General features: G+C 51.2%; 16 protein-coding genes. 8 read left to right on the top strand and 8 right to left on the bottom strand.

The annotated features are described in order from the left end of the window. Positions 1-83: 83 nt before the first annotated feature. A complete protein-coding gene (locus tag MHI45_RS25970) occupies positions 84-1,052 on the top strand; it encodes a type I phosphomannose isomerase catalytic subunit (protein WP_076112650.1) in 969 nt (322 codons plus the stop codon). Between the two features lie 208 nt (positions 1,053-1,260). Then, positions 1,261-2,220, top strand: coding sequence for an alpha/beta fold hydrolase (locus MHI45_RS25965; protein ID WP_341119679.1), 960 nt, complete (start codon positions 1,261-1,263; stop codon positions 2,218-2,220). A gap of 165 nt (positions 2,221-2,385) precedes the next feature. On the opposite strand, the gene MHI45_RS25960 is transcribed toward MHI45_RS25965, so the two are convergent. The 3 genes from MHI45_RS25960 to recQ are packed head-to-tail and all read right to left on the bottom strand — an operon-like array spanning position 2,386 to position 6,705. Then, positions 2,386-2,934: a GNAT family N-acetyltransferase gene (locus MHI45_RS25960; RefSeq protein WP_341119678.1), complete on the bottom strand. Its 549-nt coding sequence runs from the start codon at positions 2,932-2,934 to the stop codon at positions 2,386-2,388. Positions 2,935-2,952: 18 nt separating this feature from the next. Then, positions 2,953-4,854, bottom strand: coding sequence for a B12-binding domain-containing radical SAM protein (locus MHI45_RS25955; RefSeq protein WP_341119677.1), 1,902 nt, complete (start codon positions 4,852-4,854; stop codon positions 2,953-2,955). Positions 4,855-4,869: 15 nt separating this feature from the next. Next, a complete protein-coding gene (gene recQ, locus MHI45_RS25950) occupies positions 4,870-6,705 on the bottom strand; it encodes a DNA helicase RecQ (protein WP_341119676.1) in 1,836 nt (611 codons plus the stop codon). Between the two features lie 314 nt (positions 6,706-7,019). Between recQ and MHI45_RS25945 the strand changes: the two genes are divergently transcribed. Continuing rightward, positions 7,020-8,045, top strand: a complete 1,026-nt coding sequence (locus MHI45_RS25945) for an RluA family pseudouridine synthase (RefSeq protein ID WP_341119675.1) — start codon at positions 7,020-7,022, stop codon at positions 8,043-8,045. Positions 8,046-8,146: 101 nt separating this feature from the next. On the opposite strand, the gene MHI45_RS25940 is transcribed toward MHI45_RS25945, so the two are convergent. Genes MHI45_RS25940 through MHI45_RS25925 form a run of 4 tightly spaced genes read right to left on the bottom strand, consistent with a single transcriptional unit; the run spans position 8,147 to position 11,146 of the window. Beyond that, a complete protein-coding gene (locus tag MHI45_RS25940; protein WP_341119674.1) occupies positions 8,147-9,022 on the bottom strand; it encodes a cysteine ABC transporter substrate-binding protein in 876 nt (291 codons plus the stop codon). Between the two features lie 31 nt (positions 9,023-9,053). Next, positions 9,054-9,800: an amino acid ABC transporter ATP-binding protein gene (locus MHI45_RS25935; RefSeq protein ID WP_076112655.1), complete on the bottom strand. Its 747-nt coding sequence runs from the start codon at positions 9,798-9,800 to the stop codon at positions 9,054-9,056. A gap of 22 nt (positions 9,801-9,822) precedes the next feature. Then, the gene (locus MHI45_RS25930) at positions 9,823-10,500 is read right to left on the bottom strand and encodes an amino acid ABC transporter permease (protein WP_341119673.1); all 678 of its coding nucleotides are present in this window, start codon (positions 10,498-10,500) and stop codon (positions 9,823-9,825) included. Continuing rightward, entirely contained in the window at positions 10,481-11,146 is a 666-nt protein-coding gene (locus MHI45_RS25925) for an amino acid ABC transporter permease (RefSeq protein ID WP_341119672.1), read from the bottom strand. The genes MHI45_RS25930 and MHI45_RS25925 overlap by 20 nt, the downstream gene beginning before the upstream one ends. 284 nt (positions 11,147-11,430) lie before the next feature. On the opposite strand from MHI45_RS25925, the gene MHI45_RS25920 reads away from it, so the two are divergent. The 5 genes from MHI45_RS25920 (at position 11,431) to MHI45_RS25900 (ending at position 15,301) form a co-directional block, all read left to right on the top strand. Next, positions 11,431-11,946 (top strand): hypothetical protein, encoded by a 516-nt coding sequence (locus tag MHI45_RS25920; protein WP_341119671.1) that lies wholly within the window; start codon positions 11,431-11,433, stop codon positions 11,944-11,946. A 20-nt stretch (positions 11,947-11,966) separates the two neighbouring features. Continuing rightward, complete coding sequence (locus tag MHI45_RS25915; RefSeq protein ID WP_341119670.1) at positions 11,967-12,365, top strand: hypothetical protein; 399 nt, start codon at positions 11,967-11,969, stop codon at positions 12,363-12,365. Positions 12,366-12,427: 62 nt separating this feature from the next. Beyond that, positions 12,428-13,003: a dihydroxyacetone kinase transcriptional activator DhaS gene (gene dhaS / locus MHI45_RS25910; RefSeq protein WP_076112658.1), complete on the top strand. Its 576-nt coding sequence runs from the start codon at positions 12,428-12,430 to the stop codon at positions 13,001-13,003. Between the two features lie 218 nt (positions 13,004-13,221). After that, the gene (locus MHI45_RS25905; RefSeq protein ID WP_076112659.1) at positions 13,222-13,578 is read left to right on the top strand and encodes an HIT domain-containing protein; all 357 of its coding nucleotides are present in this window, start codon (positions 13,222-13,224) and stop codon (positions 13,576-13,578) included. Positions 13,579-13,720: 142 nt separating this feature from the next. Next, positions 13,721-15,301 carry an oleate hydratase gene (locus tag MHI45_RS25900; RefSeq protein ID WP_038587216.1) on the top strand — a complete coding sequence of 527 codons (1,581 nt, stop codon included), beginning with the start codon at positions 13,721-13,723 and terminating at the stop codon, positions 15,299-15,301. Positions 15,302-15,404: 103 nt separating this feature from the next. Here MHI45_RS25900 and MHI45_RS25895 read toward each other — a convergent pair whose 3' ends face one another. After that, a complete protein-coding gene (locus tag MHI45_RS25895) occupies positions 15,405-16,127 on the bottom strand; it encodes a DsbA family oxidoreductase (protein WP_341119668.1) in 723 nt (240 codons plus the stop codon). Between the last annotated feature and the right edge of the window lie 188 nt (positions 16,128-16,315).

The raw sequence follows: 16,315 nt of genomic DNA, 5'->3' as shown, positions 1-16,315 counted from the left end.
ATTCTGGCATTCAGGTCACGAAATTCACACGCTGCAAGTAACAGAAGCAAGTAAATATTACAAATTGGAAGGAAGATGTTGTGATGACAAAACCATATCCTTTAAAATTTCAGCCGGAGTTTAAAGAACGCGTCTGGGGCGGCCGCGCACTGGAGAAATTCGGGCTCGAACTGCCGGAGGGCCATATTGGCGAAGGCTGGATGATCGCCGATCACCCGAACGGCACCTCTTCCGTCGTAAACGGCGAACTCGCCGGACAGGGTCTCGATCAAATCCGTGAGCAATTCGGACAGGAATGGTTCGGCAGCAAAGGCATCAGCGAAGAAGGCGGAAGATTCCCCCTGCTGATCAAGCTGCTGGACTGCAATGACAACCTTTCCGTGCAAGTGCATCCTACAGATGACTATGAAGGCCTGCCGAAAGGTGAACTGGGCAAGACAGAAATGTGGTACGTGCTGGACGCCAAGCCGGGTGCCAAAATCATTTACGGCCTGAAAGAAAATGTCACCAGGGAGACACTGCGCGATGCACTGGAGAATGGAACCGTCATGGACAGTCTTCAGGAGATTACCGTCTCTGCCGGGGATTCCTTCTATATTCCTGCAGGCACCGTTCACGCTCTCTGCGCAGGAGTCGTTGTTGCCGAAATCCAGCAAAACTCTGACACTACATACCGGATTTATGATTATGACCGTCCGGGACTGGACGGCAAGCCGCGCGAGCTTCATATTGAGGATTCATTGAATGTAACTGCCTATGAAGGTGCGGGAGCCACCTCTATGAAGACAGACGGCGCCGTTCCCGGAGAATGGCTGCAAATCGCCTCTTCTCCTTATTTCATCGTTGAAAAAGGCCTCGTAAACGGACAATGGGAGCTTGCCACCACTCCGGACAGCTTCACCATTCTCGTCATCTGCGAAGGCAGCGGACACCTGACGTGGGAAGGCGGTTCCCAGCCTTATGCAGCAGGGGAATGTTATCTGCTTCCGGCAACCCTTGGCTCTTACGAAATCGAAGGCCACTCTACCGTGCTGCGTTCTTATTTGCCCTAAAATTCATACTTATAAGGCAAACCCGCAGCAGGGAATCAGTGTAAAGCGGGGTTTTCTCTCGTTACTCTTTCCGATAAAGAGCTGTATCAGCGATTCCTACAATACTCAGATGTATCACTCACATAACAAGCTAATGCTTCAGAGCGGAGTGGGTACGGCGTATGATCAAGGAAGCAGATGTTTTACAAACTTTTAGGAGGGCAGGATAATGCAGGAAAACAGCTTTACAATGACCGATCCCCTCGGCGTGAATATTCATGTGTACGAATGGCTGCCGGAGCCAGAGGCTCCGGTCAGGGGCATCGTGCAAATTGCGCATGGCATGTGTGAGACGGCTGCACGTTATACCCGCTTCGCATTAGCGCTCACCGGGGCCGGATATGCGGTTTATGCCAATGATCACCGTGGGCACGGTAAAACTGCCGGGAAGGTGAACCTGCTTGGCGACACCGGGGAGAACGGATTCTACTGGATGCGGCGCGATTTGCTGCAGCTTGCCGGGATTGCCTCTTCCCGGCATGAAGGTCTGCCGATCTTCCTGCTCGCCCACAGCATGAGCTCCTTCCTGGCACAGAAGCTGATGTGTGAGCATGGCAATGAGATATACGCCGGTTTTATTCTCAGCGGCACCAATGGTCCGCGCAATATGCTGAGAGCCGGAGAAACGCTGGCCGGGATGCAGTTCAGACTGCAAGGAGCCCTTCATCGCAGCGTAATGCTGAACGGCCTCGTATTCGGCTCTTACAACCGTTCCTTCTCTCCGGTAAGAACGGCTTTTGACTGGCTGAGCAGTGACACGCAGGAGGTAGACCGTTACATCGCCGATCCTTTCTGCGGCGCGATCTGCACCACCCGCTTCTTCCGGGATTTCTTCCGGCTGCTGCGCGAAATCCAGGCCCGCGAAACACTGCTGACATTATGCAAGAATAAGCCAGTGTATCTGTTCGCCGGGGCCAAGGACCCTGTGGGCATGCAGGGGCAAGGTGTGCTGCGATTGGCCAGCATCTACAAGGAGCAAGGATTAGGCGATGTGGAGTACAGGCTGTATCCGGAAGGCAGACATGAAATGCTGAACGAAGTGAATCATAACGAGGTCACAGCCGACGTGTTAGACTGGCTGGTCCGGCACCTCCCTGCCGAGTCTCTGCTTCAATCGAATGCAATATAAAAGCGAACAAAAACAGGCATTCCAGAAATAATGGAATGCCTGTTTTTTTGTATGTAAATTTTTAGTCAAGCCGTCGAAAGTCCAGCATATGAACAAACAGAATAATGTAACCGGACACTCCGTTAAGAACGTAGCAAAGGCAGCAGACTGCGGGTCATGCTCTGATCAGCCGCTCCCGCAGCCGTCCCCGTTGTTCATGCCCCCGCCAAAACCGGTTCTGTTTTCCTCAAGCGAATACTGCAGAATCATCTGCGATCCTTTTGCACCTCTCCTGCGCAGACCGTAATCCCGAAAACCGGCACGCAGGTACAGATGCCCAGCCGGGAGATTGCGCTCGTTCACAGCCAGCACCACCTCACGGACTGCCGGAAAATGAATACGGACAAAACCCGGCAGCAAAGCCATTGCAGCCTTGGCAAACCCTTGTCCCTGGCTGGCATAGTCAACAAGGAACGCACGCAGCAGCAACGCTTCAGACCAATGGTTGTAGAAGTCGGCGATACCCGCTCCGGTATGCAGGATGAAGAATCCCACCGGCTTTTCTCCAGCAACAATAACAACCGGAACCTTCCCCTCGTCCTGCAAGGCACCATCTATAGTCTCCTCAGGCAAGCCAGTGAATTCCGCCTGCTCCGCAGGAAGCTGAAACGCCAGCAGCTCTTCCCGCAGCTTCTCTTCATACAAAGTCAATCTGACCGGAGGTTGATTGCTCATAGCGGAAGAATCCTCCTTCTACAAAGGCAGTGTATAATACTGTGCCCGCTGGCTGTCATCCTGCTGGTACAGCACAATCAGCAGCGTGTTTCCTTCCACTCCTGCCTCAGCTTCGGCCACAGCCGTGGCCCTGTCATTTACCGCTACGGCTGCCGCTGCTGCGTTCGCTTCACCGATACTGCCAGACACACCACTCATCTCCACATTCGGTTCTGCATTCGCTTCTCCATCAGCCAAGCCTTCATCGGCCCGCAGGCCGCTGATCGAATCCAGTACCGTCTCCAAACGGAAAGGCAGCACTTCCAGCATCATGAACTTCTGCAGCTCACGTTCACTGTAACCAGCCTCAGCCAGCTGCGGGGATATCAATCCCGGATGAGCAGCGATATCCTTCATATGTTTGGACCAATCCGCTTTATCCAGCAAGACATCCCACCAGATTTTGCGCGGCTTATATTTGTGCCCCAAGAAATAATCAAGCTTCATCAGCCCGGTAATGATGTTCATGGCATCTGTCCCGCGATCTGTAAGGAAGGCATGCAGACGGGTGAACAAATCCTCCAGCTGGTGGCCGATCTTCTGCCAGCCCCGATCTTCCCAGTAATCCCCGAATTCCTGAAAGAAATCGAACGGCGACTGGAACACATGGCGGATCAGGTATTTCACCGTATGGTCGAGCCGATGGCTGTTCCAGTATTTCTCCAGCACATCCTCCAGCCGTTTGAGCCGGATAATATCGGAGAATGGCATCACATGGCTGCTGAGAATCTCATACGGGGCATGCTCCATATAGGTATAGTCATATTTGGCTGCCTGGGCACGCAGACCGGTGCCGCGCAGCATTTTCAGGAACCCAAGCTGCAGCTCCTCCGGCTCCATGGCAAATACATCGTTGAAGGTTTTACGGAAGGTGGAATAATCCTCCATGGGCAGTCCGGCAATTAAATCGAGATGCTGATCGATATTGCCGCTGGCCTTAATCTTCATCACCGTACGCGATAGCTTCGTGAAATTCTGGCGGCGTTTGACCAGCTCGTTGGTCTCATCATTGGTTGACTGCACGCCAATCTCGAATCTAAAGACGCCGGGAGGAGCGTTCTGGGCCAGGAAATCCAGGACCTCGGGCCGCATGATGTCTGCGGTAATCTCGAACTGGAACACGCAGCCCTGGTGATTATCAATCAGAAACTGGAACATCTCCATGGCATAGCTGCGGTTGATATTAAAGGTACGGTCCAGAAACTTGATCACCTTGGCTCCGTTCTCGATCAAATACAGCAAATCGGATTTGACCCGTTCGATATCATAATAGCGTACGCCTACCTCAATGCTGGACAAGCAGAATTGACAGTTGAAGGGGCAGCCCCTGCTGGTCTCAAAATAAACGATCCGCTTGCTGAGATCCGGCAGATCATCCGGAAACCGATGCGGTGTCGGCAGTGTATTCAGATCCGTCTTCGGACGCGGCGGATTGACAATCAGCTCTTCGCCCTTACGGTAAGCCGCACCGTACACAAAATGGAACTTGCGCTCATCCCGCAATTCCTGCAGCAGATGGTGGAAGGTCTCTTCCCCATCGCCGTTTACAACAAAATCAATCCCGGCTTCCCGCTTCATCCAGTACAGCGGCTCGTAAGACACCTCCGGCCCGCCTAGCACGATAGTGACCTCCGGCATCACCTGTTTGAGTATGCCAATCAGCTTGACGGTCTCCTCGATGTTCCATATATAACAGGAAAAGCCGATAACATCGGGCTTCTTCTGGAATAGGTCTGACACGATATTCATCACGGGATCTTTGATAGTGTATTCCGCCAGAAGGATATCTTCGAATTCATGCTCGCTGTACGCCTTCAGAAGACGGATGGCAAGCGAGGTGTGGATATACTTGGCGTTTAATGTGGCCAGGACGATTCTCATGCCTAATAACCTTCTTTACATTTCATTTTGAAAAAACTCCAGAAACGGCTTGCCGTATTTCCGGTACTTCACTTCCCCGACACCCTTCACCCTCAGCATCTCCGCTTCGGTCTGCGGGCAAACCACACTCATCTCACGCAGGGTCGCATCATTAAAAATGATATAAGACGGGACATGCTCGCGTCCCGCCAGCTCGCGGCGGATCAGGCGCAGCTGCTCGAAGACCGTCTCATTGACGGCCGACGGCGAAAGATCCCGCGACCGGCTGCGGTCACGCCCACCGGATGCTCCGCCGGTACGTGAAGGACGGGCCACGCGCTGCTGCACCTCACGCTGGCCGCGCAGTACCTCGGCAGCCAGCGGCTGCAGCCGCACCACAGGATATTGGCCTTCTGTCAGGGCTAGATATCCCTCCGAGATCAGCACATTGATGCTCTCGGTAATCTCTTTCTCCGTACGGCTCGACATCGCGCCATGAGTCGGCAGCTGCTCGAAGCCGTATTGCAGCACCTTCTGGTTGCGTGAGCCCTTGAGCACCGAAGCAACCAGCGCCACACCGTAACGTTCACGCATGCGGTGGATGCAGGAGAAAATCTTCTGCGCATCCACTGTCATGTCTACCAGCTCCCGTTCATCCGTACAGGAGCTGCAGATGCCGCAGGGCTTGTCCCCGTGATCTTCACCGAAATAATTCAGCTGTGCGCTGCGCAGGCAGCGGGTGGTGTAGCAGTAATCGATCATCTGCTGCAGCTTGCGGTATTCATTCGCCTTGCGCTCCGAGTCCTGCGGATTCTGTTCAATCAGAAATTTCTGCGTCATAATGTCCTGCGCGCTGAAGAGCAGGATACACTCACTCGGCTCACCATCCCGCCCGGCGCGTCCGGCTTCCTGGACATAAGCTTCCATATTTTTCGGCATATTGTAATGGATAACATAACGTACGTTGGACTTGTCGATCCCCATCCCGAAGGCATTGGTAGCGACCATCACACGGATGTCGTCATACAGGAAACCTTCCTGGCTCTCTGCCCGTTCCTGGTCATTCATTCCGGCATGATAGCGTCCGGCAGCAATTCCCGACGCCTGCAGTCTTTGATAGAGATCATCAACCTCTTTGCGGGTAGCCGCATATACAATACCCGGCTGATGAGAATGAGTAGCGGTATAATCCAGAACGAATTCGCGTTTGTTCTCCCCGCGCAGCACAGACATCGCCAGATTATCCCGGCCAAGCCCGGTCATGAAGACGCCCGGCTGGCGCAAACGCAGCAGCCGGACCATATCCTCCATGACCTCTGGGGTAGCAGTCGCGGTAAATGCGGCAAGAATCGGCCGCTGCGGCAGTTCCTCTACAAAGGGGGATACCGCCAGGTAGCTGGTGCGGAAATCATGGCCCCATTGGGATACACAGTGCGCTTCATCCACAGCCACGCATGAGATGGATAACCCGGCCATCTCTAACCGGAACCAGTCCAGCTCCAGCCGCTCGGGTGCAACATAAAGCAGCTTCAGCTCGCCACGGCGCGCAGCGCGGATGCGATCATTCACTTCCTTGCCGCTTAAGGTGCTGTTGATATAGGCAGCAGGTATCCCCGCTGTGGTCAGTGCATCCACCTGATCCTTCATCAGCGAGATCAGAGGCGAGATGACCAGCGTCAGCCCCGGCTGCAGCAGCGCCGGAACCTGATAGCAGATCGATTTCCCGCCTCCGGTTGGCATGATGCCCAGCGTATCATGGCCCTCCAGCAAGCTCTCGACAATCTTTTTCTGGCCCTCCCGGAAGTCGGGATAGCCGTAATATTTTTGCAGTTCAGCCTGCGCCTGTTCCATAGTAGGTGCTTGCATCTTCATATCTCTCAAAACTCCTTAGAACTTTCTCTCTTTAGTTTACCGGGCAAAAGACTAATGAGCAACAACCGGAGAGGTAAAACCGGAGGTTCATTTTCAAATGATTACATAAAAATCACCGTTCGAAGCAACACTTGATAGGTATCCGCAATTTTCCTTTCCAGAAAATTGGCCTTTGCGCTGGCTGGATCTATGGAGCTCTCTCTATCCTCATTATTGTCGGGCTGATTATTGTTATGTAGGGACCCCTCCGTAGTATTTCTTCACGGCCCATGGTATATTGAGGAATACAATATTAGAGGACGGAGAATGCAGGCATGAACACCAGACGAAATCCCAAAGAGGCAAGCAAACGGGGCGGCAAGCCCGGAGGCCCCTCCCAATCACAGCCAAAATCAGGGGCAAGAAACCATAAATCAGGCGCTAAGCCTGGAATCACTGCCAAAGCGAAGGGACAGGCTGCCGTCAAAAGCTATTCCATAACTGAGCCCGCAGAGCTGCTGCCTTTTTTGCTTAGCGTAATCACAAACAAGGGTCGTAACTCCGTGAAGTCACTGCTCACCCGCGGACAGGTCTCCGTAAACGGCAAACCAATAACCCGGCACAATTTTCAGCTGCATCCGGGTCAGACTGTAACCATTGACCAAGAGAAGCAAGTACAGGCCAAAGAGATGACCCTGCTGACCATCGTTCATGAGGACGATGATCTGATTATTATCCAGAAGGATGCAGGACTGCTGTCCATCGCCACCGGTGAAGACAACGAATTAACGGCATACCGCCAGCTGATGGAGCATGTCCGCCTCACCAATCCGCGCAACCGTATTTATGTCGTTCACCGGCTGGACCGTGATACTTCAGGCGTGATGATGTTTGCCAAGAGTGAAGCCATTCAGCAGAAGCTGCAAAATACGTGGAAGGAAACCGTAAAGGAACGTTCCTACGTGGCACTCGTGGAAGGGGCCGTCAAAAAAGCCGAAGGGACCATCAGCTCCTGGCTGAAGGAAACTTCGACCCTCAAAATGTATTCCAGCCCCCACGAAGGCGACGGGCTTCATGCCATAACTCATTACAAGCTCATTCAAGCCAACCGCCATTTCTCTCTGCTGGAGGTACAACTGGAGACCGGACGCAAAAATCAAATCCGTGTGCATATGGCTGACATCGGCCACCCTATCGCCGGTGACAAAAAATACGGCGCAGAGACTAAGGCCGTAGGCCGCCTTGGCCTTCATGCCCGCGTGCTTTCCTTCGTTCATCCGACTTCGGGAGAGCTGCTGACCTTTGAAAGCGCCATTCCCAAGACGTTCCTGAAATACACAGCCCCTGCGCCAACCAACTGATTCCTGATCACACCAAGCACCTGTATTTCAGACCTGTTATCGTCATTTAGGTGGCCCCGCATGGATGCAAAAAGACACCCTCCAGGGTGTCTTTCTCTGTACTACTCGATCTTTCCGCCTTCAACGACCAAATCATCGGTGTAGCCTTCCCCGTATACTTCATTTAATGTTTCTTTATACGCCTGATGAATAAATTGCTCTTTCCCCAGCGTCTCAAGTTCGGTGTTGATCCAGTTCAGCAATTCCTTATTGCCCTTGGCAACTGCCGGTGCTATCGTATCCTGGCCGCCAAAAGCCGGGATGCTTACGGTAAAGCCGGGATTGGATTTAGCCCAGGCGATCAGTTCCGTATTATCATTGGCAATAGCTGCGCCGCGTCCGTCTTTAAGTGCCGCAAAAATCTCTGTGTACTGGTCGAATTTAAGCAGCTCGATTTCCGGATGTTCTTTTGTGAAGTAGGTTTCGGCAGTTGTACCTTTGGCTACGATCAGCTTTTGGCCCTTTTCTTTCAGCTGGTCAATGGAAGTGATCGGCGCGCTGTCAGGAGAAACGATCCCAAAGGACAACTTCATGTAAGGAGCGGCAAAATCCACTTTTTCTTTGCGTTCATCGGTTACTGTGAAGTTAGCCATAATGATATCAACCTTATTGGATTCCAGATAGGCCACACGGCTGGCTGCATCCACAAGCACAAACTCTGCCTTGGATTCATCCCCCAGCAAATCCTTGGCAAATCTTTTGGCGATATAAACGTCGAACCCCTGGTTTTTGCCTTCGGAGTCCACATAACCAAACGGCGGCTTGTCGGCGAATACACCGATCCGGATCTTGTCGTTTTTCTTAAGCTCTTCAATAGAAGCAAACTTTGAAGAAGCGGCCCCTTCCTTGTTGTTCCCCGAATTGCCGCATGCGGTCAAACCCAGCAAAAGCATTCCAGCTGCCATAACCGATACTGCAAATTTCAAACTCTTTTTCATCCCTCTTCATCCCCAATTTCTATATAGTTTCTTAATACTGAAATATATCCAGAAAGTGCTGGGCACGCTCTGTCGCCGGTTTGGTGAAAAATTGCTGCGGAGCCGCAGTTTCGCAAATTTTACCTTGGTCCATAAATATGATCCGGTCTCCAACAGACTTGGCAAAACCCATTTCATGGGTCACAATGATCATGGTCATTCCCTGCTGGGCCAGACCCAGAATGACATCCAGCACTTCCCGCACCATCTCAGGATCAAGAGAGGCCGTCACTTCATCGAACAGCATAATTTCCGGATTCATGCATAACGCTCTGACAATCGCGATTCTCTGCTTCTGCCCCCCGGACAATTGACGGGGATACGCATCCTTGCGGTCCAGCAGTCCAACCCTGCTAAGCAGCTCTTCCGCCTGCTTCAGCGCTTCCTTGCCGTCTCTCTTCTGTACCTTAAGCGGGCCGAGCAGAATGTTGTCTATAACCGTCATGTGGGGAAACAGCTCATAATTTTGAAAAACCATGCCGATATGCTGCCTTACTTCACGCCAATCTACAGCGTTCCCGGCAAGATTCTGCCCCCGGTACCGAATTTCTCCCCCCTGAATCGGCTCCAGGCCGTTTAGACATCGCAGGAAGGTACTCTTCCCGCAGCCCGACGGACCCAGAATAACTGTAACTTCCCCCTTCGCCACCTGCAGCTCTATATTATTCAGAACCTTCCGGTCTCCAAAGCTTTTCTCCAGCCCTTTTACCTCCAGCAAAATCTCTCTGGAATCTGCCATCGCCCTTCTTCCTTCCTGAATGCTAATTTTGCCATCTGCGCTCTATTCTCTTGGAAATCCTGGACAACGGAAAACATACGGCGAAATAAAGAATGAAAATAAAGCCGTAGACCCAAAAGGAAGCATTCGGCGCCTTGATCACGCCAAGCTCAATAATCTGCTGTCCGATCTTCACCACCTCGATCACTCCGATCAGTACAACGAGCGAGGTAGTTTTGACCATGCGAGTGGCCAGATTGATCGAACCCGGCACCATTCTGCGGACCGCTTGCGGAATCAGAATATACCGGTACAGCTGCCCTTTGCTGAGGCCCAGCGCTTTGCCGGATTCGTCCTGATGTTTTGGCATCGATTCCAATGCCCCGCGTACGATATCTCCGATTTCGGCTGCTCCCCATAAACTAAATACCAGGATAGAGGTAGCCTCACCGCTGATATCGATATCGAGCAGGGGAGTAAAACTAAAATGTACCACGTAGAGCCAGACCAGAATCGGGATGATTCTGAAGGCCTCCAGATAGAGCCGCAGGACAAATCTTAGCGGTTTCGAATTCAGGGTTCTCAAGAGCCCCATCACAATGCCAAGCACCATTGCAATTGCAATGGAAATGAACGAAATCTCTATCGTGACCAGCAGACCGCCCAGCAGCCGCTCAAAATTCGATCCTTCAAACAGCACCTCAATCCCCAAATTCTGCATATCTTACCTTCCTTTCCAGCCATGTCAGGACCAGCGACAGTGGAAGCACAAGGACAAGATAGGACAACACCAGAAGCGACAGGGATTCCGCTGTTTTGTAATGCATACCGATCAGATCCTTCGCCACATTCATCAGGTCCATTAAAGCAATGGCGCCGACAATCGAGGTTTCCTTCAGCAAAAAAATCACATTGGCTCCCAGAGAAGGAATGCTGATTGCAAACGCCTGCGGAAAAATCACATACCTGGCTAGCTGAAATTTGGATAGCCCGATGCTGAGCCCGGATTCCAGCTGTGTTCGGCTTACCGCTTCAATTCCGCTGCGGAACGCCTCGGTCATATAGCTGCCGCCCAAAAAGGTCAGGCCAACAATGGCACAGGTCACTTCGCTCAGGCGAAGGCCTACCCTGGGCAAGCCATAATAGAGAAAGAACAGCTGGACCAGCAGAGGCGTATTTCTCGACAGCTCGACGTAGGCATGAATCACCATCCGGAGCCCCCGCACCTTGTAATACAAAATAATGCTGAACAGCAGTCCCAGAACAGTGGAGAACAGAATCGCCCAGAATGCCAGCTTCACTGTCAGCCACATCGCATCCCCGTAAAGCGGCAAGCTCTCCAGTATAAAATCCCAATCCAAATTCATAAGTGCACAACCCTCTGTCGTAAAATCAATGGATAATATACAACTATATAAATGTGTATAGTCGGTTATGTAATCAGCCATGAGTATCAGCTGACACTCAAAGGACTGCAGCCCTTTCAATGGCTATTCTAGCTTATTGTAAATATTTAAAATTTAACCAAAAACCTCACATAATGTGGTAATCATCTTATTCTCATAATGCCTACTTGTCAACTGTGTTTTGTGAATTTTCACTCTCATTCCCCACATGGTACAATGTAGAGAAAATCAAGAAGGTGCTTTCAGTGTTCCACCCTACTGTCTTTGAGAATATTAAGGTTTCCTTAGAGAATCAGATCTATGACTATGATAATCTGGATGGAATTCTGGTAGTCACAAACCGTTCCGATCTGCTGGACCTGGCGTTGATGTCCAGGGAATTCAACCTCTCCTTCAAGCTGGCCGGCAGCAGCAAGGTAACAAGTGAGCTGGTTCTCCGCTCGTCGGTGAAGGATCTCAGTGATGAAATACTGGAAGTCCCGGATTCCGTTCCCGGCTGTAATCTGCTGCTGCGTTTTCATTTGGAAATCGGGGATATCCCCACCCAATGCTCTGCTATCGAACAGATTCTCACCGGGATTTGGGGCCCGGAGCTTACTCCCGTACAATCGCTAAGCTTCCCCTTCGGCAGCAATAGCGGCCTATACACCTGCTGCGTCTCTCTCACATTCAAGAGACAAATTAATGAAGAGCAAATGGACGATCTGCCGGAGCTGCTCGAGTTTCTGCTTAGAAGCGCTGAGGAACTGGAGAAGGTCTAAAATCACAGTGAGGTGAAGCCATGTTGAAGTTCCTGCCTCCCGCCAAAAGCAATCGCTGGTTCGTCTGGTACCTGATTTATACCTTGATTCTCTGGCTGCTGCTGGCTCTGCACCGGTTTTTGCTGCTCGGGGAAAACTTCGACCTTCCGGTCTTTGCCCGTATTGCGGCGCTCGCCCTTGTAGTCTCCGGAATTCTGCACAGCTTCGGGTGGTTCGGCGCCAAGCTGGTATGGCTGATCAGCACCATTGGCATTGTTTTTGGACTGGGCACCATGTATCAATACACTTACCAGGACATGTCCGGCTGGGAGGATCTTGCGGGATTCCTGTCCTTGATCGTGTTTACAGCGGGCGGCTTCGTTCTGGGTCTTATCGTCGAAGGCAGTTATCTGCTGATCAGGAAGCTGCGGAAACCTTAGATCCACGGGCTCCACAAGCGAAATAATTGAATAATCCGAACAAATGATGAGGTGATATCGCCATGTCCACTTCCTATTTGACCAAAAAAGCGCTGGCCCAGTCGTTAAAGCACTTAATGGAGCACACCCCGCTCAATAAAATCTCGGTAAAGCATCTTGTCGACGATTGCGGGCTGAACAGGCAGACGTTCTACTATCATTTTCAGGATATTTTTGAGCTGCTGGGCTGGATTTACAAGACGGAGGCAGTAGAGAGCATTGCTGAGTACCGGAGCTACAACACATGGACGGACGGGTTCTACAGAATCTTTTGTTATATTGAGAGCAATACAACCTTCTGCTGCAATACGCTGGATTCTCTCGGCAGATCCCACCTTGATGCTTATCTGTACGACGTGACCAACGGCCTGATTATGGGCGTCATTCAGGAGCTGTCAAGCGGAATGGAGGTTAGTGCCGAAGACAAGCGGTTCATCGCCAACTTCTACACTCTCGCCTTTACCGGACTCATCATTCAGTGGATGCGCGACGGGATGAAGGATCAGCCGAAGCATATGATTGAGCAGCTCAGTGTGCTGATTGAAGGGAATTTTCTGAAGGCGCTGCATAAATACGAGAAGAAGCTGTCGTTACCTTAGGGTGCGCAGCTTTTTTGGAAATATAAGAATTTATATGTTTCACACGATAACTTATCCTTCTATTTCTCGCTGAAACGGATACCGTCCTTTTGAGGACGGCAAAGCCGTTTCCACTTGGCTAATTGGATCCAGTTGGCGATCTATTGGGCAAGAATTGCAGAAACGATGCGGAATTTAAGACTTTGAAGTGAAAAATATGCAAGAATCAGGAGGCCACCATGACAGAGGACTTTTATTGCGATGAGGTATTGAACGGCAAAACCCAGGTACATAAAGTGCTGGAGACAGAAAATGTGCTAGCCTATTATCATACGAAGCCTTTTTATCCCGTGCATATTGTAGCTATCCCCAAAAAGCATATCTCCTCACTTCTCACCCTTGAAGAAGAGGACACTGAATTATTTCTTGAGTTATTTGGCGTTATCAAGCAGGTCGCCGCCATGGTAACGCAAGAGCACGGAGCTTGCAGAGTTCTCACGAACTTAGGCAATTATCAGGATTCCAAGCACCTGCATTGGCATATTGCCTTTGGCAACCCGCTCAGATCACCTTCCTTCCCTGTAGAACCTTGTTAATTACTGTAAAAAAACTATACACTTTGCCTAAAGTGACCAAAATCCATACACTCTGGCGGTTTTGATTATACCTTCTGGACCGGCCTAGGGTTACATTAGGGTTAGCAACAGCAATCAGCAACCCTATGGAGGCGAGTATTCAGTGAAAAGAGAGTACGGTAACCAACAGGTTTATTTTGTCGGCGGCGGGATTGCATCCCTTGCGGGTGCGGCATACCTCGTCAGAGACTGCGATTTTCCGGGAAAGAACATCCACATTATTGAAGAGATGAAGATCCTCGGCGGCAGCAATGACGGCGCAGGCAGTGTAGAGCATGGATATGTCATTCGCGGCGGACGGATGCTGAACGATGAAGCCTATGAGAATTTATGGGAGCTTCTCAACACCATCCCTTCGATCGACCATCCGGGAAAGTCCGTCCGGGAAGAAATTACCGAATTCGACGACGCCAACCCTACCCATTCCAACGCCAGACTTGTGAACAGCAAGGGTGAAGTTGAAGACGTATTGTCGATGGGCTTCGATATGGCCGACCGGCTGGCAATGGGCAAGCTGATTATTACACCAGAGGAAAAGATGGGCAAGGCCCGGATTAACGACTGGTTCGCTCCACACTTTTTCGAGACGAATTTCTGGTATATGTGGGCGACCACCTTCGCCTTCCAGCCTTGGCACAGCGCCATTGAGTTCAAAAGATACATGCTGCGCTTTATTCACGAATTCCCAAGAATTCAAACGCTCGAAGGTGTCACCCGCACACCTTATAATCAATACGATTCGATCATCCTTCCGCTGCACAAATATCTGGAGCCGTTCGGTGTAGACTTTACGCTGAAATGTACAGTAACTGACCTGCAGTTCAAAGACGGCGACGGCATCACCGTCACGAAGATGAACGTGCTGCGTCAAGGCGTGGAAGATGTCATTGAAGTGAAAGACGGCGATCTGGTTATCGTCACTAACGGCTCCATGACCGAAGGCTCCAGCCTCGGTTCGATGAGCACCGCACCGCGTCTTAACGGCAAAGGCAGCTCGTGGAAGCTCTGGGAGAACATTGCCGCTAAAAAGCCAGGCCTCGGCAATCCATCTTCCTTCGACGATCATGTCGACGGCTCTAAGTGGGAATCGTTCACTGTTACGTTCGAAGACTCCAAATTCTTTGATCTGATGGAGAAATTCACACGCAACCGGGCCGGCACCGGCGCACTCGTCACCTTCAAGGATTCGAGCTGGTTCATGTCCGTAGTGCTGGCGTTCCAGCCGCATTTCCGCGATCAGCCTGAGCATGTTACGGTATTCTGGGGCTATGGGCTGTATCCGGACAAGGTAGGCGATTTCGTCAAGAAGAAAATGAGCGACTGTACCGGGGCAGAAATCATGGAAGAGCTGATCGGACATCTGCACTTTGAAGAGCATAAAGCTGAGATTATGGCAACCGCCAACTGTATCCCGTGCATGATGCCGTATATTACTTCCCAATTCATGCCGAGACTCGGCAGCGACAGACCGCTGGTCGTGCCAGAGGGCTCTACCAACCTCGCATTCGTCGGCCAATATTGCGAAATTCCGGACGATGTGGTGTTCACCGAGGAATATTCCGTCAGAGCGGCCAGAATCGCCGTCTACACCCTGCTCGGCATCAACCGTCCGGTTGAGCCAATCAATCAGTACCAGTATGATGTGCGGACATTGCTTTCGAGCCTTGTGACTTCATTAAGATAATAAAATCATAGATAATCAAGAAACCTCTCCCTTGATCACGCAAGGGAGAGGTTTCTTTGTGCATTGACTAACTATGGGGTTATATGGACCCTAACGAGCTCAATCAGATGCTGCAAGAACCGTCATCGCAGCCTTCGGCATCCGGTGCCTGAGACTGTGGTTTGCCGACAACCTGCAGTACCGGAGTGTTCTTCTCCTCCGCCCATACTGTCTCCAGCACCTCGGAGAATACCGGGCCGGGCTGTGCACCGGATACCGCATATTTATTGTTGAATACGAAGAAGGGGACGCCGGTAATGTTCAGGCGTTGCCCTTCTTCAATATCTTCATTCACTTCAGCCGCGTAGGCATCGCTTTCCAGCATCGCTGCGGTTTCGGCAGCGTCCAGTCCAACCTCGCCGGCCAGCGAAACCAGAACACTGCGCTCTCCAATATTAACCGTATCGGTAAAATAAGCGCGCAGTAGCCGCTCGGTCATTGCCGCTGCCTTTCCTTGAGCAGCGGCATAATGGCTCAACCGGTGGCTGTCGAAGGTATTGGTATGCACCACCGTATCGAAGTTGAACTCCAGGCCGACACCTCTGGCTTGCTCCGCCAGCTGTTCGTTCATCGCTTTGGCCTTCTCGCGGGTCATGCCGTATTTGGCGGCCAGCTGATCATGAATATCCCTGCTTGCATCTGCACGGGCATTCGGATCCAGCTGAAAGCTGCGGTACACCACTTCCACCTTGTCGCGGTCAGGAAATTGGCTCAGCGCGTGTTCAAGCCGTCTTTTGCCGATATAACAGAACGGGCAGGCGTAATCGGACCATATATCTATTCTCACATTGAATTCCTCCTAATGGGATTGTGAATACATTGATATTACCATTAACAAATAATACGTCACTTACAATTATATAGTTAAAAACCAAAAAACACAAATGCTAAATAAAAGTAAACGAAAGTGGTATATACGCCCTACTTATGGGGGAGTAAAATTAGATCAACACGTACTTTCGGTGCTTTACATCA

It is taken from the genome of Paenibacillus sp. FSL H3-0321, from assembly GCF_038002865.1.
Classification (GTDB): domain Bacteria; phylum Bacillota; class Bacilli; order Paenibacillales; family Paenibacillaceae; genus Paenibacillus_AQ.
Note: the sequence above shows the minus strand (reverse complement) of the source record. Positions and strands in the feature narration are given on the sequence as shown.